This is a genomic window from Collinsella aerofaciens, from assembly GCF_018785265.1.
Taxonomy (GTDB): Bacteria; Actinomycetota; Coriobacteriia; order Coriobacteriales; family Coriobacteriaceae; genus Collinsella; species Collinsella aerofaciens_AI.
This window is the reverse complement of the sequence record NZ_WQPK01000036.1, coordinates 59,041-72,637: the sequence shown is the minus strand read 5'-3', so window position 1 is coordinate 72,637 and position 13,597 is coordinate 59,041. Positions and strand designations below refer to the sequence as shown.

General features: G+C 57.7%; 14 protein-coding genes. 9 read left to right on the top strand and 5 right to left on the bottom strand.

Going from position 1 to position 13,597, the window contains the following annotated elements; all coding sequences use genetic code 11:
- Positions 1–184: 184 nt before the first annotated feature.
- A complete protein-coding gene (locus GPK42_RS06185) occupies positions 185–1,666 on the top strand; it encodes an aminotransferase class I/II-fold pyridoxal phosphate-dependent enzyme (RefSeq protein WP_275950433.1) in 1,482 nt (493 codons plus the stop codon).
- A gap of 75 nt (positions 1,667–1,741) precedes the next feature.
- Here GPK42_RS06185 and GPK42_RS06180 read toward each other — a convergent pair whose 3' ends face one another.
- Positions 1,742–2,152: a peptide deformylase gene (locus tag GPK42_RS06180; protein ID WP_215694242.1), complete on the bottom strand. Its 411-nt coding sequence runs from the start codon at positions 2,150–2,152 to the stop codon at positions 1,742–1,744.
- Between the two features lie 214 nt (positions 2,153–2,366).
- Here GPK42_RS06180 and GPK42_RS06175 point away from each other — a divergent pair, with 214 nt between their 5' ends.
- On the top strand, positions 2,367–3,278 hold the full coding sequence (locus GPK42_RS06175; protein ID WP_035137032.1) for a hypothetical protein: 912 nt from the start codon (positions 2,367–2,369) through the stop codon (positions 3,276–3,278).
- A gap of 486 nt (positions 3,279–3,764) precedes the next feature.
- Here GPK42_RS06175 and pdxT read toward each other — a convergent pair whose 3' ends face one another.
- Together pdxT and pdxS are read right to left on the bottom strand one after the other, a co-directional pair.
- Positions 3,765–4,352: a pyridoxal 5'-phosphate synthase glutaminase subunit PdxT gene (gene pdxT, locus GPK42_RS06170; RefSeq protein WP_215694240.1), complete on the bottom strand. Its 588-nt coding sequence runs from the start codon at positions 4,350–4,352 to the stop codon at positions 3,765–3,767.
- A 20-nt stretch (positions 4,353–4,372) separates the two neighbouring features.
- Positions 4,373–5,263: a pyridoxal 5'-phosphate synthase lyase subunit PdxS gene (gene pdxS, locus GPK42_RS06165; RefSeq protein WP_215694238.1), complete on the bottom strand. Its 891-nt coding sequence runs from the start codon at positions 5,261–5,263 to the stop codon at positions 4,373–4,375.
- Positions 5,264–5,408: 145 nt separating this feature from the next.
- Here pdxS and pdxR point away from each other — a divergent pair, with 145 nt between their 5' ends.
- Both pdxR and GPK42_RS06155 read left to right on the top strand, forming a co-directional pair.
- Positions 5,409–6,845, top strand: a complete 1,437-nt coding sequence (gene pdxR, locus GPK42_RS06160; protein ID WP_215694236.1) for a MocR-like pyridoxine biosynthesis transcription factor PdxR — start codon at positions 5,409–5,411, stop codon at positions 6,843–6,845.
- A 542-nt stretch (positions 6,846–7,387) separates the two neighbouring features.
- Positions 7,388–8,269: a hypothetical protein gene (locus tag GPK42_RS06155; RefSeq protein WP_215694234.1), complete on the top strand. Its 882-nt coding sequence runs from the start codon at positions 7,388–7,390 to the stop codon at positions 8,267–8,269.
- 252 nt (positions 8,270–8,521) lie between these two features.
- Here GPK42_RS06155 and GPK42_RS06150 read toward each other — a convergent pair whose 3' ends face one another.
- On the bottom strand, positions 8,522–9,082 hold the full coding sequence (locus GPK42_RS06150) for a ferritin family protein (protein WP_022094328.1): 561 nt from the start codon (positions 9,080–9,082) through the stop codon (positions 8,522–8,524).
- Between the two features lie 256 nt (positions 9,083–9,338).
- On the opposite strand from GPK42_RS06150, the gene GPK42_RS06145 reads away from it, so the two are divergent.
- Both GPK42_RS06145 and GPK42_RS06140 read left to right on the top strand, forming a co-directional pair.
- Positions 9,339–10,559: an iron-containing alcohol dehydrogenase gene (locus GPK42_RS06145; protein ID WP_215694232.1), complete on the top strand. Its 1,221-nt coding sequence runs from the start codon at positions 9,339–9,341 to the stop codon at positions 10,557–10,559.
- Between the two features lie 8 nt (positions 10,560–10,567).
- Positions 10,568–11,947: an aldehyde dehydrogenase gene (locus GPK42_RS06140; protein WP_215694230.1), complete on the top strand. Its 1,380-nt coding sequence runs from the start codon at positions 10,568–10,570 to the stop codon at positions 11,945–11,947.
- 141 nt (positions 11,948–12,088) lie between these two features.
- Here GPK42_RS06140 and GPK42_RS10120 read toward each other — a convergent pair whose 3' ends face one another.
- The gene (locus GPK42_RS10120) at positions 12,089–12,220 is read right to left on the bottom strand and encodes a hypothetical protein (RefSeq protein ID WP_275950430.1); all 132 of its coding nucleotides are present in this window, start codon (positions 12,218–12,220) and stop codon (positions 12,089–12,091) included.
- Between the two features lie 151 nt (positions 12,221–12,371).
- Between GPK42_RS10120 and GPK42_RS06135 the strand changes: the two genes are divergently transcribed.
- The 3 genes from GPK42_RS06135 (at position 12,372) to GPK42_RS06125 (ending at position 13,508) form a co-directional block, all read left to right on the top strand.
- Complete coding sequence (locus GPK42_RS06135) at positions 12,372–12,698, top strand: HIRAN domain-containing protein (protein WP_215694228.1); 327 nt, start codon at positions 12,372–12,374, stop codon at positions 12,696–12,698.
- Positions 12,699–12,716: 18 nt separating this feature from the next.
- Entirely contained in the window at positions 12,717–12,896 is a 180-nt protein-coding gene (locus GPK42_RS06130) for a hypothetical protein (protein ID WP_215694226.1), read from the top strand.
- A 66-nt stretch (positions 12,897–12,962) separates the two neighbouring features.
- Positions 12,963–13,508 (top strand): metallophosphoesterase, encoded by a 546-nt coding sequence (locus GPK42_RS06125; protein ID WP_215694224.1) that lies wholly within the window; start codon positions 12,963–12,965, stop codon positions 13,506–13,508.
- The last annotated feature ends 89 nt before the right edge of the window (positions 13,509–13,597 follow it).

Genomic DNA, 13,597 nt, shown 5'->3' with positions numbered 1-13,597 from the left:
TCCGCTTTGGGCAAATCTCGGAGTTCGGTACGTTTTCTTATGAAATTGAACTTACGAATGAGGTACGGCGCTATACTGCTTGCTAAATTGAACCTTGGTTCAATTCGTGTTCTATAAATTGAACTTTGCCAGCAAGGAGGTTCCTGTGGCCCAAGAGACGTTTTGCGATCGCCTGCGACAGACTATGTCCAATCGCGACGTTCGCCAGTCGGACGTGATCCGCGCATCGGAGATGCTCGGCAAAAAACTCGGCAAGAGTCAGATGAGCCAATATGTGAGCGGCAAGACGATCCCGCGGCGCGATGTGGCTGAGCTGCTCGCCCGTATTTTGGAGGTCGATGTTACCTGGCTGCTTGCCGGCGACGCCGATCAAGGCGAGGCATCATCACCCCGTAACGATTCCAAGCCCGAACCCCATCCCTCAGCTCAAATTGCAAGGAGCACCACCATGCGTACTTTTTCTAAATCCACCAAGCTCGATAACGTCCTGTATGACGTGCGCGGTCCCGTCGTCGACGAGGCCGCCCGTATGGAGGACGAGGGCGAGCGCATCCTCAAGCTCAATATCGGTAACCCGGCGCCCTTCGGTTTCCGCACGCCCGATGAGGTCATCAAGGACATGCGCCAGCAGCTGCCCGACTGCGAAGGCTATTCCAATTCGCGCGGCCTGTTCTCCGCGCGCAAGGCGATCATGCAGTATTCGCAGATCAAGGGCCTGCCCAATGTTCAGATGGAGCATATCTACACGGGCAACGGCGTGTCCGAGCTCATTCAGCTTTCGATGAACGCGCTGCTCGACAATGGCGACGAGATTCTGATCCCCAGCCCCGACTATCCGCTCTGGACGGCGTGCGCAACCCTTGCTGGCGGTCATCCCGTACATTATCTGTGCGATGAACAGGCGGATTGGTATCCCGACCTGGAGGATATGGAGTCCAAGATCACGAGCGCGACCAAAGCCCTCGTCATCATCAACCCCAACAACCCCACGGGTTCTGTCTATCCGCGCGAGGTGCTCGAGGGCATCGTCGAGATTGCACGCAGGCATCAGCTGATGATCTTTGCCGATGAGATTTACGACCGCCTGTGCATGGACGGCTACGAGCACGTCTCGATTGCCTCGCTCGCCCCCGACCTGCCCTGCGTTACCTTTAGCGGTCTGTCCAAGTCGCACATGATTGCGGGCTATCGTATTGGCTGGATGGTGCTTTCGGGCAACCAGCGCTGCATGAGCGACTTCATCATGGGCGTCAACATGCTCTCTAACATGCGCCTGTGCTCCAACGTGCCGGCTCAGTCAATCGTTCAGACGGCACTCGGTGGCCATCAGTCGGTCAACGACTACATCCGTCCCGGCGGCCGTGTCTACGAGCAGCGCAACTTTGTGTATGAGGCGCTCAACAAGATTGACGGCATCTCGGTGGTTAAGCCGCGTGCGGCGTTCTACATCTTCCCCAAGATGGATGTGAAGAAGTTCAACATCACCGATGACGAGCAATTCGCCCTTGACCTGCTGCACGAGAAGAAGATCCTGATTACGCGCGGCGGCGGCTTCAACTGGGCTGAGCCCGATCACTTCCGCATCGTGTACCTGCCGCGCATGGAAGTGCTCAAAGAGTCGCTCGAAGACCTCGCCGACTTCTTTGACCATTACCGCCAGAGCTAGTGGGATAGAAGTTCCGCACTATGAAAAGCTCCCTGCAGTTGCTTTGCTGCAGGGAGCTTTCTTGAATCGGCGGAACTAAATAACGATCCCGTTGCAGTGGTCGATTTCGTGCTGGATGATCTCGGCGGTGTAGCCCGAGAAGTTTTTGATGCGGTGGACGAAGTTCTCGTCCAAATACTCAACCTTAATGCGGCGATAGCGGGTACAGGGACGCTCGCCGATCAGCGAGAGACATCCTTCGCTCGTCTGATAGGCATTGACCTGCTCAAGAATTTGAGGGTTGTACATCAGGAGTGTCCTGTTGCTGTCCTTTACGCAGATGATGCGTTTGCGCACGCCGATCATGTTGGCGGCGACGCCCACGCACTCGCGCTCATGCTCGTGGAGTGTATCCAGGAGGTCCTGCCCGGTCGCGGCATCGTCGGGTCCCGCGTCTTCGGAAGGCAGGCGCAAAAAGAACTCGGATTTCATGATGGGCTTAATCATGGCGGGCTCCTTAAGGTGGACACGTTTGGTTCAGGTCATGATACCGCGACATGTCTCATTAATGTGTGCACATAGATTCTGCAGCTAGATTAGCGGGCGACACCATAAACTAATGGACGTTTTGCCGAGAGGCATGAATGTTTAAAGCGCAAAGAGTGCGCGACGGGCCCCGCGAATGGGGCGATGATGCCCGAGAGGGCCAAGAAGGAGTCTCATGTCTGAGAACGAAGAGATCATGAACGAGACCGAGAACGAGACCATGGCTGCCGAGGTTGAGGCAGTCGAGACCGTGGAGACCGAAGCTGCCGAGGTTGAGGCTGCTGACGAGGTTTCCGCCGAGGAGGAGGCCGAGGTTGTCGAGGCCGCCGTTGATTACGATGACGAAGAGCTGATGGACAAAATGCAGAAGGCCGCCCGCCTGCTGCGTAGCCGTCGCTTTGCTATTTCCAAGGAGGAGGAGGCCAAGGCCGAGCGCATGGCGAACATCGAGCGCGCCATCAAGCTTCTTGACCTCAAGCCCAAGATGGAGCAGAAGGAAATGTCCGACCTGCTGGGCATGCGCCTTCGTGAGCTCGATGGCCTGATGGCCGAGGCCGAGGCTGCCGATCTGGTCGGCCGCATCGACGACGCCGAGGGCGATATGCGCAAGATTGTCGTCTTCGCTGCCGAGGATGCCGCCGAGGGCCTGGTCGAGCTTGCCAACAAGAAGGAGAAGCTCCTGCCCGAGCTTTCTTACGAGGAGGCCACCGAGCTGATGGCCGCTCTCGATAAGGTTATCGCTCCGCTCGTCGCCATGGGCCTGGACGAGGACCGCGGTCCTCGCGGCGGCCGTGACGATCGCGGTGGCCGTGGCGGCGACCGTGGCGGTCGCGGCGGCTTTGGTGATCGCGGTGGCCGTGGCGGCGACCGTGGCGGTCGCGGTGGCGATCGCGGTGGCCGTGGCGGCTTTGGTGACCGTGGCGGCGACCGTGGCGGTCGCGGCGGCTTTGGCGGCAACCGTGGTGGCTATGGCGATCGCGGTGGCAACCGTGGCGGCTTCGGCGGCAACCGTGGTAACGACCGCGGCGGTCGCGGTGGCGATCGTGGCGGCCGCAACGGTGGCGGCTTCCGCGGCAACCGTTTTTAGTTACGGCGTTTTACCAAACGCCGTAACGGGCCGACGCTGCGCGGGCCGCATTTGGACAATCTGACGTTCAACTTCAAGGGCGCGACCAGAAGGTCAGCGCCCTTTCGTTTCACGTCACCTTGCCTCAAATGCGACCCGCTCGCTGACTTATGCTCAACCTATGACGTCATCTCGCCCCAAAAGGGCCTCCCTCGCTCTGGCGGGTTTTCGCTGTCGGTACCAAAACATCGGCGTTGTCTTGATTCAAACCTGCCAAAAAGGGACAGGTTTATTTTGGTCGGTTTTATCTGGGCAAACGTGGTCGTCTATCGCAATGTAGTCGTTGGGGACGTTCTTGTTTGACTAGTCGTTTAAGAACGTCCCCAACGACTGCATAGCATGAGAGTGGATAATCTCCCGGTTTGAGTCTGCATTCAAGCTCAAAGTGGGAGATTATCCACTCTCATTTGTTATGTGTCCGAAAATCCACGCTCGTTTCTACTCCGCCTACATTTGGAGGAAGAGTTCGTGGAGGCGCGTGTCGTCGTCGAGCTCGGGGTGGAAGGTAACACCGAGCTGGTTGCCTTGGCGGGCGGCGACGATACGGCCGTCGACTTCGGCTAGGGCCTCGGCGTCGCCGTAGACCTCGACGATGCGGGGCGCGCGGATAAACGTCAGTGGCACTTCACCGTCGATGCCGGCGACCTGCCCCTTAGTGCGAAAGCTGCCGAGCTGCCTGCCGTAGGCATTGCGCTCGACAAGTACGTCCATGGTTGCCAAACGCGGCGTGCCCTTATCGTCATGGGCGGCAAGGTCGTGAGCTAGCAGAATCAGGCCGGCGCAGGTGCCCAGGACGGGCATGCCTTCAACGATACGGGCACGAAGCTCCTCGAGCATGCCCAACTCATCAAGCAGCTTCCCTTGAACGGTAGACTCGCCGCCGGGAAGTACCAGACGGTCAAAGTCTTGCTTCAAATCAGCCGCCTGCCTCAGCTCAATACAGCGTGCGCCCAGCTCGGATAGCCTCGCCTCGTGCTCGGCAAAAGCACCTTGGACCGCCAGCACGGCGACCGTCTGGTCTGCGTAATCGCTCATGTGCGATCCTTTCTATCGGACTAGCGCCCGCGCTCCTCCATGATGATCTCGATCTCGTCGGCGTTGATGCCCGCCATGGCCTCGCCCAGGTCCTCCGAAAGCTCGGCGATGAGCCTGGCATCGGTGAAGTTTGCCACGGCCTTGACGATGGCAGCGGCGCGCTTGGCGGGGTCGCCGCTCTTAAAGATGCCCGAGCCGACAAAGACGCCCTCGGCACCCAGCTGCATCATCAGCGCGGCATCGGCCGGGGTCGCTACGCCGCCGGCGGCAAAGTTCACGACGGGAAGCTTGCCCGTGGCATGGACCTCGCGTACCAGCTCGACCGGAACCTGCAGTTGCTTGGCTGCCTCAAAGAGCTCGTCGTCGCGCAGGGCAACAACGTCGCGGATCTGCTTTTGGATCTTGCGCATGTGACGCACGGCCTGAACGACGTCGCCCGTACCCGGCTCACCCTTGGTGCGAATCATCGTGGCGCCTTCGGCAACACGGCGCAGCGCCTCGCCCAGATCACGGGCGCCGCAGACAAACGGCACGTCAAACTGGGTCTTGTCGATGTGATAGACGTCATCGGCAGGGGAGAGAACCTCGGACTCATCGATGTAGTCGATCTCGATGGCCTGCAGGACCTGCGCCTCGACGATGTGACCGATGCGGCACTTGGCCATGACGGGGATGGAGACGGCCTCCTGGATGCCCTTGATCATCTTGGGGTCGCTCATGCGCGAGACGCCGCCTGCGGCACGGATGTCGGCCGGGATGCGCTCGAGGGCCATGACGGCGCAGGCGCCTGCCTCCTCGGCGATGCGTGCCTGCTCGGGCGTGGTAACGTCCATGATGACGCCGCCCTTGAGCATCTGCGCGAGCTCGCGATTGAGTTTGACGCGGTCGGCCTTGCTGTTCTGTTCTGCCATGGTTGCTCCCTTGGTTGGCATGTGCATTGCTTGACGGAACATCCTATCGGGGAGCTGGGTATGACAAAATACTCAGTTTTCGAGATAATTACAAGGTCAGACTAATACCAGATTGAATGACTTAATAAGGTCAGGTGATAGGCTCATGCTTGACTACGATTTGGAAAAACGCGGCGAAGCATCGCTCTATGAGTATGTTTACCAGCAAATTCGAGATGATATCGTAGCTGGACGTATTGCGGCGGGGGAGCATCTTCCGTCTAAGCGCGCCTTTGCCAGTCATCTGGGAATCAGTGTCATTACCATCGAGAATGCATATAGCCAGTTACTTGCCGAGGGCTATATTTGCTCAATGCCGCGTCGTGGCTACTACGCTTGCAAGCTTCCGGATGCACCGGTTTTGCCTTTGGCTTCGCAGGGCATCGACCGAGATACCGTCTCTGTGGGCCTCAGCGCGCATGATGTCAACGGACAGGTCGAGCTGTTCGATGCACTTTCTCCTTCCGCTTTGGAGGCGGCGCGGCTTTGGCAAAGCGCACTACGGGCGACGTTGGCATCCGAAGATGAGCGCGAAATCTTTTCGCCCGCACCGGCGCAGGGCACCGCTCGGCTGCGACGCGCAATTGCTCACCATCTGCGTGGGACAAGGGGCATGAATGTCGACCCCAACAACATTGTTATCGGTGCAGGCGCCCAGCTGCTCGATACCATGTTGGTTCAGTTGCTTGGCGCTGACAAGGTGTATGCCGTTGAGGACCCGGGCTATTTGCGTCTGACGCGCATCTATCAGGCTATGGGCTGCCAAGTACGACATATCCCGTTGGATGACGACGGCGTGGACCTGAGCGCTCTGCAGAAAACTGGGACCGATGTCCTTCACCTTATGCCGTCCCATCAGTATCCCACCGGTCTTGTGACGAGCATTGCGCGTCGCTATGCGCTGCTGAGCTGGGCCGCCGAGCGACCAGGTCGGTACCTCATCGAAGATGACTTTGATTGTGAGTTTCGCCTTGCCGGGAAGCCGATTCCCGCGCTCGCGTCGATCGATGCCGCCCAGTCGGTTATCTACACCAACACGTTTTCGAAGAGCCTTTCATCGGCGTTGCGTTTGGCGTACATGGTGTTGCCCGATGAGTTAATGGAGCGGTTTAGGCGCAACCTTGGTTTCTACGCCTCGTCGGTGAGCTCTGTTGATCAGGTCGCTTTGGCGCGTTTGCTGGAATCGGGTGATTACGAGCGACATGTGAACCGCGTGCGCGTTCGTGCTCGCGAGGCGCGTGATGGCCTGATGGCGCTTGTGCGGAAGGTATTTCCGGCAGGAGAGGTCTCGATCGAGCATGCAGACGCGGGCCTTTACTGTATCGTGGTTGCGGAGCGTGGAGCGGGCGGAAGCTCTTTTGTGCGGGCCCTCACGCGCTCGAGTATCCCTTTTGTCGATATCAGTGACTGTTATTGGTGTGCCGATGGCGCATCTGTCCCTAAAAACTCAACTCAAATTCTTGTCCAGTATGACGATTTGAGTCCAAAAATGCTTAATACCTTGGAATTGCAGCTAATGGGGGGTGCTCTGCAACCTAAGTGAGTAGACTTTTAGCACTTTGGCGACCAGGCAGTTTTGTAACAAGTTATCTACCTGCGGTTTTGAAAAGCAGGAAGACCGGCCTGCTCGGAATGTTCAAAAAAGTCTACTCACTTGCCGCGTAAAGCTTCTGCATGAGAAAAAAATGGGGTTTTCAACAGGGTTTCGTCCAGCTCTCGACAAGCTTTTGGCCAGTTGGGGAGGGCTGTTGAAAACTTGGCAGTCCGTTCGGCGCCATTTTTGGTGCGTTCGCGCCAATGCGTGACTGACTGGGTTGAAATTCGTGTTCTCCTGTGCCTATGAAGGATCTTCTTTGTGACATATCGGCTTTTAGGTACTGGCGTTTGCCTCCTCAAGTCCGCGCTTTGTGTCCGCCGCTTCCACGACCGGAAGAAGACCGGCAGCGATATGATCTCGCCCGCAACCCAACGGCTGCGGTCGCACTCGGTTTTCCGTTGTATACATTGGTTCGGACGAGAAACAAACGGACTTGTCCAGCCAGCATTAGGCAGCGGCTGTTTCTTGGTGAGCTTCCCAGGGAATCCGTGCTGGAAACGGAGCATGGGTTTTTGATTACGTCTCCTCTACTGACGGCATTCATCATGTCGCGGCACCTGACGGATCTCCAGCTTCTTTTGGTATTGGCGGAGATGTGTGGCTTGTTTGCGGTGTGCGCTCTGCCGGCGGCACTTGAGGCGGAGCTTTCGCGTGCAATTGATTCGGGCGCGATTTCGACAACGTTCGGTTGGGTGCGCTGCCCGTCCGAGGACGGCACCGCCTCAAATTTATGGCGTCGAGGCGCTTTGGTTTTAGGCAGAGACCTTGACCGTTTTTGTTCAGATGTTTGCGGGATGCGCTACGGCAATAGATTTATGGCGGTATCGCAACTTGTTCCATTGGGCGCCGCGTCGCCTTTTGAGGTCGAGGCGTATTTGTTGCTTGCGCTGCCGCGAGCCCTGGGAGGCGAAGGGTTTTGCGACATAGAGCTCAATGTCGAAGTGGTGCTAAGCACAAGTGCTCGAGCGATTGTGGGAAAGTCCCGTGTATATATCGACCTACTTCTTTCTTCGTCGGACGGAAAGCGGCAGGTGGCCATTGAATGTCAGGGAAAGGCCTCGCACGGACGCGCAGGGGATGGCTTGCGTGACGCCGACCGCATGACAGCCCTTCAGGCCATGGGCTACGATGTACTTCTCCTGACACACAGGCAGATATCCGATGAGGATAGATTCCGCGCGATCGTTAAGGCCGTATGCAGAATGCTCGATGCTGAATATCGTGATAAAAGCTCAGATGAGCAAAGGGCTGAGACATTACTCCGGTCTGAACTATTCGTTGACTGGACAAAATTGGGAGTAATCGACGGAAAGATGACCGTTAGACGCAAAACAGCTCGATCGTGGACGGCTGCGGTTCTAAGTGAGTAGACTTTTGGCACTTTGGCGACCAGGCCGTTTGGTAACAAGTCATTTACCTGCGGCTTTATAAAGCAATATGGATGGTGTGCTCGGCAAGTTCCAAAAAGTCTACTCACTTAGTTTTTGACGAGCAACCGATGCCGAAGGCGGTCCTATTTCAGGGAGTATTTCAGGGCGTTAACGAGTCCTCGAGACACAAAAAGGCCCGAACCATGCGGTCCGGGCCTTATCGAGCTAGAGGTTATGTCTCAGGCGGCTGGCTTAGCCAAAGTAGCGCTTGAGCAGGCCGGCGAAAGCCTTGCCGTGGCGAGCCTCGTCGCGAGCCATCTCATGCACGGTGTCGTGGATGGCATCGAGACCAGCGGCCTTGGCGCGCTTGGCAAGATCGGTCTTGCCGGCGGTGGCGCCGTTCTCGGCCTCAACACGCATCTCGAGGTTCTTCTTGGTGGAGTCGGTCACGACCTCACCCAGGAGCTCGGCGAACTTGGCGGCGTGCTCGGCCTCCTCGTGGGCAGCCTTCTCCCAGTACAGGCCGATCTCGGGGTAGCCCTCGCGATGAGCGACGCGAGCCATGGCCAGGTACATACCGACCTCGGAGCACTCGCCCTCAAAGTTGGCGCGCAGGTCGGCAACGATGTCCTCGGAGACGCCCTCCATCTTGGCGACGCCCACGACGTGCTCGGCAGCCCACTCGAGCTGGCCCTCCTCCTGCTTCAGGAAACGAGAACCGGGAACGCCGCACTGGGGGCACTTGAAGTCCTCGGGCAGCTGGTCGCCGTCGAACTCTTCCACATAACCGCAAACGGGGCAAACAAACTTCATGATTCGATCCTTTCGATCGATGGCGATTGTGCGCTCGTCCGGTCCCGTAAGGGCCCTCTTCGGACGTGCGTCTTGACGAGTTCTATTATCCATAAATGCAACCAAATGTGAAGCCTATTAGGAATGATTTTTAATAAAATAATTATGAGATATGAAGATGTTGATTGATTAACGATTGACAGGCCGTCTTTGACCGCCGCTGAGTACAATCGGTCGAGCAAATGTTGACCTATCAACAAATAAAGGAGTTTCCTTTATGCATCTAGCCCGTCGTGCCTGGTGCCGAACATATCAGACGGTTTTTCGCATTGCATTGCCGATCCTGCCCTATACCGAGTCGCGTATTTTGGAGCATGCCGAGGATGTGCCCGCGGTGCTTCAAAAGCGCTCGATCCAGAAGATCCTTATCGTGACAGACCCTGGTATTGCACGTTTGGGGCTCACGGCATCACTCGAGCGTGCGCTTACGGCTCAGGGGATTGGCGTTACGGTCTATGCCGAAACGCGTGCGAACCCCACGGTCTCAAACGTGGAGGAAGCGGCGGCGCTGTATCGCGAGAACGACTGCCGGGCCATTATCGGCTTTGGTGGCGGTTCGGCCATGGACTGCGCCAAGGGTTTGGGGGCACGCATTGCGCAGCCAAACAAGCCCATCAACAAGATGCGCGGCCTGTTGCGCGTCCACCGTCTCCTGCCGCTGCTTATTGCGGTTCCCACTACCGCCGGTACGGGAAGCGAAGTCACGCTCGCGGCGGTAATTACCGATGACGAGACGCACTACAAGTACCCCATTAACGACTTTGTGCTTATTCCGCGTTTTGCGGTCCACGACCCCGAGTTTACGCGCGGGTTGCCGGCGTCCATTACGGGGCAGACGGGTATGGATGCCCTGACGCATGCTGTCGAGGCCTTTATCGGCCGTAGCACCACGCCCTACACGCGCAAGATGGCGCGTCAGGCGGTCCAGCTCATCCGCGACAATTTGCTCGAGGCCTATGAGCATGGCGACGACATGCGTGCGCGCCGCAATATGCTTTCGGCGGCGTATAAGGCGGGTGTTGCCTTTACGCGCTCCTATGTTGGATACGTTCATGCCATCGCACACAGCTTGGGCGGGCGTTACGGGATTCCGCATGGCTTGGCCAACGCCATCATCCTGCCGCATATGCTTCGCGCCTATGGCGAAGCTGCTGTTCCCAAGCTCGCCGATCTCGCCCGCATGGCCGGTATCGCGCCGGCTACCGCGCAGGACAGTCTTGCGGCCGAGGCCTTTATCGATTGGGTCGACCGCATGAACGAGGCCCTGGGAATCCCCAAATATGTCTCGGGTATTCGCCGCTCCGATATTCCGCAAATGGCGGCCCATGCCGATGCCGAGGCCAATCCGCTATACCCTGTTCCACTTTTGATGGACCGTTTGGAACTCGAGCGTATGTACGAGGTCATTGCGGGTGGTATGTTTGAGGGCGAGAACTAGGAGGGCCCATGAATACCGAGGAAATCGCGCGCATTGTCGGCGAGCAGCGCGCCTATTTTAAGACGCACGCCACGTTTGATGTCGATGCTCGACGTCGCGCCCTCGTGCGCCTGCGCGATGCGGTGCGGGCGCACGAGGCCGATATTGCCCATGCGCTCAAGACCGATTTGGGAAAGTCGCATGACGAGGCATATATGTGCGAGATCGGCACGTCGCTTTCCGAGATTCGACATCAGATTGCGCATGTGGCTCGATGGAGTCGTCCGCGCCTGCGTCCGTGTGACCTTGCCAACGCCGTGAGTGTGTGCAAAACGCAAGCCGTGCCCTATGGCGTCACGCTCATTATGGCTCCGTGGAACTACCCGTTTTTGCTAACACTCGAGCCGCTCGCCGGCGCCCTTGCCGCGGGTAACACCGTGGTCATCAAGCCGAGTGCCTATGCGCCGGCTTCGAGCGCGGTGCTCAGGCAGATTTGCGAGGAAGCATTTGATCCGCGCCTGGTGACGGTCGTCGAAGGCGGGCGTGCCGAGAACGAAGCGTTGCTCGATGAATGCTGGGACAAGATCTTCTTTACCGGTAGTGTTCCGGTCGGCAAGCTCGTCATGGAGCGCGCGAGCAAAAACCTCACGCCCGTGACGCTTGAGCTGGGCGGAAAGAGTCCCTGCATCGTGGATGCGACGGCAAACTTGAAGGTCGCGGCACGACGTATCGCCTTTGGTAAATGGCTCAACGTGGGGCAGACCTGCGTGGCGCCCGACTACCTGCTGGTCGATACGCGCGTGCACGATGAGCTGTTGGGCCTCATCAAGGAGGAGGTCCGTCGCATGTTTGGCGAGCACCCGCTCGACAACGAGGACTACGGTCAAATTGTCAACGCCAAGCATTTCGCGCGCGTACGCGGGCTGATCGACCCCGATAAGGTTGTGCTGGGAGGAACGGCGCGCGAGTCGTCGCTCAAGATTGAGCCGACGATCCTAGACGGCGTGGCGCCTGAGGACGCCGTGATGCAGGAGGAGATTTTCGGCCCCATCTTGCCGGTGCTGACGTTTGAGAGCCTAGACGAGGCCGAAGCGTTTATTACGGATCGTCCGACGCCGCTGGCCCTGTATATCTTTAGCCAGGACCGTGCGGTTCAGCAGCGCTTTGTGCGCTACGTGCCTTTTGGCGGCGGCTGCGTTAACGACACGATCATGCACTTAGCTACGAGCCATATGGGCTTTGGCGGCATGGGCGCGAGCGGTATGGGTCAGTACCATGGCCGCGAGAGCTTCGGTACGTTTAGCCACAAGAAGAGCATCGTGAACAAGGCAACCTGGCTGGACGTGCCATTCCGCTATGCCCCCTACGCAAGCTGGAAGCACAAGTTCGTGCGCATGTTTGTACACTAGAAAAGAGCGCGGGTAATACGAACAAGTGTTCCTATTACCCGCATTTTGCGTTAGACTACTGCTATGGAGCACGGATGGGCCAACTCCCTTTAGAAGGGATTTGGTATGAACGTAAGCGATGTTATTTCGTTATTGGCGTTGTTAATCGCGGCTATCGAACTCGGCCTGTTTATCGGCCGAATGAAATAGCCGCCCCCGCGTAAGCGAAGACGGCCACTTCTCACGATGAAAACGTGTATCGGAGTTGGCAAGACCCGCGGCAACGGGTGCCATCCGTGCTCCTATCTTATCTGCAAGCGTTCCGTCGCGCAAGCGTTGCGGCAACTGGGTGAAAGGCACGAGCGGGTGAATTCGTGTCCGCACGGGCCCGTAAACTTCTCAGTAAGGTTAAGCGCCGGTTTATCCGGCCGTTAGAGGAGTTGCCATGTACGAGCCTTCACGTGTTCTTCTGTCATTTCATATCGCAGGATTTCAATATGCCGACGGCGCTTTGGTCCTAGGCGATCTTAAAGTGGGCGATAAGCTGACGCTGCGTGCCGAGCGCGATAATCCCCATGATTCCGAGGCGGTTGCAATCTACTACGGCAACACCAAGCTCGGCTATGTTCCGGGAAACGAGGTCGGCCCGCTATCCGTGATGATGTATTACGGACACGAGGGTGTATTTGAGGCGCGCGTGCAGCAGGTTGCCCCCGAGCACAGCCCGTGGCATCAGGTGCGTGTTGGACTCTACGTGGTGGATGCTCGCTAATCGGTTAGGGAGACTGCCATGTTTGATGACGACGACCAGTTCGATTTGACAGACGATCCGTTTGAGTGGGATATGCTACTCGATGACAATGAGTTGGAGCGGGATCGTAAGAAGCGGCAGGATAAGAACGCTCAGGGTGACGCTTCGAAAAAGAAAGACAAACGCCGCCGCGGACTGTTTGGTGGTCTCTTTGGGTAACCGTCGCATCGCTGCGTCTGTATACTAAACAGGTCTTAGACGCGTTGCGAAATGAGGGTATAGACGATGATGTGGTTTACCGCCGACCTGCACCTGGGCGATACGAATATCCTGCACGATATGGATCGACCGTTTGGCTCGGTCGAGGAGATGAACCGCAAGGTCATCGATGCCATCAATGAGTGCGTGGCTGCGGATGACCGCCTCTATATTCTGGGTGACTTTACCTATCGTTTGCCCCTGGCGGATGCTGTGCGCCTGCGCGAGCGTATCGAATGCAAGAATGTGACGCTCATACGGGGCAACCATGACGTCGATTGGGAAGATCCCGATGCACCGCAAATTTGGGAAGACGTGCGTGATTATCTGGAGATTGCCCCCGGCTATGCCAAGGGCCATCGTCTGGTTATGAGCCACTACCCCATGCTTAGCTGGAATGGCAAGGCACGTGGCGCCATCATGCTGCACGGGCATATCCACAGCAGGGGAGACCGGACCAACGTGCGCAACCGCGACCGCGAACGTCCTATCTTTCGCTACGATGTCGGCCTCGACGCCAACGAGTGCAAGCCCGTAAGCCGAGACCAAATCCTCGGCTTCTTTGGACTGTAATTCTCGAACCGTCACACAAACCGCCACAAAAGGGGACAGGCACCTTTGTGGTGGTTCTGGCGCCGTTGCCATTATGGCGGCGGCGTCTT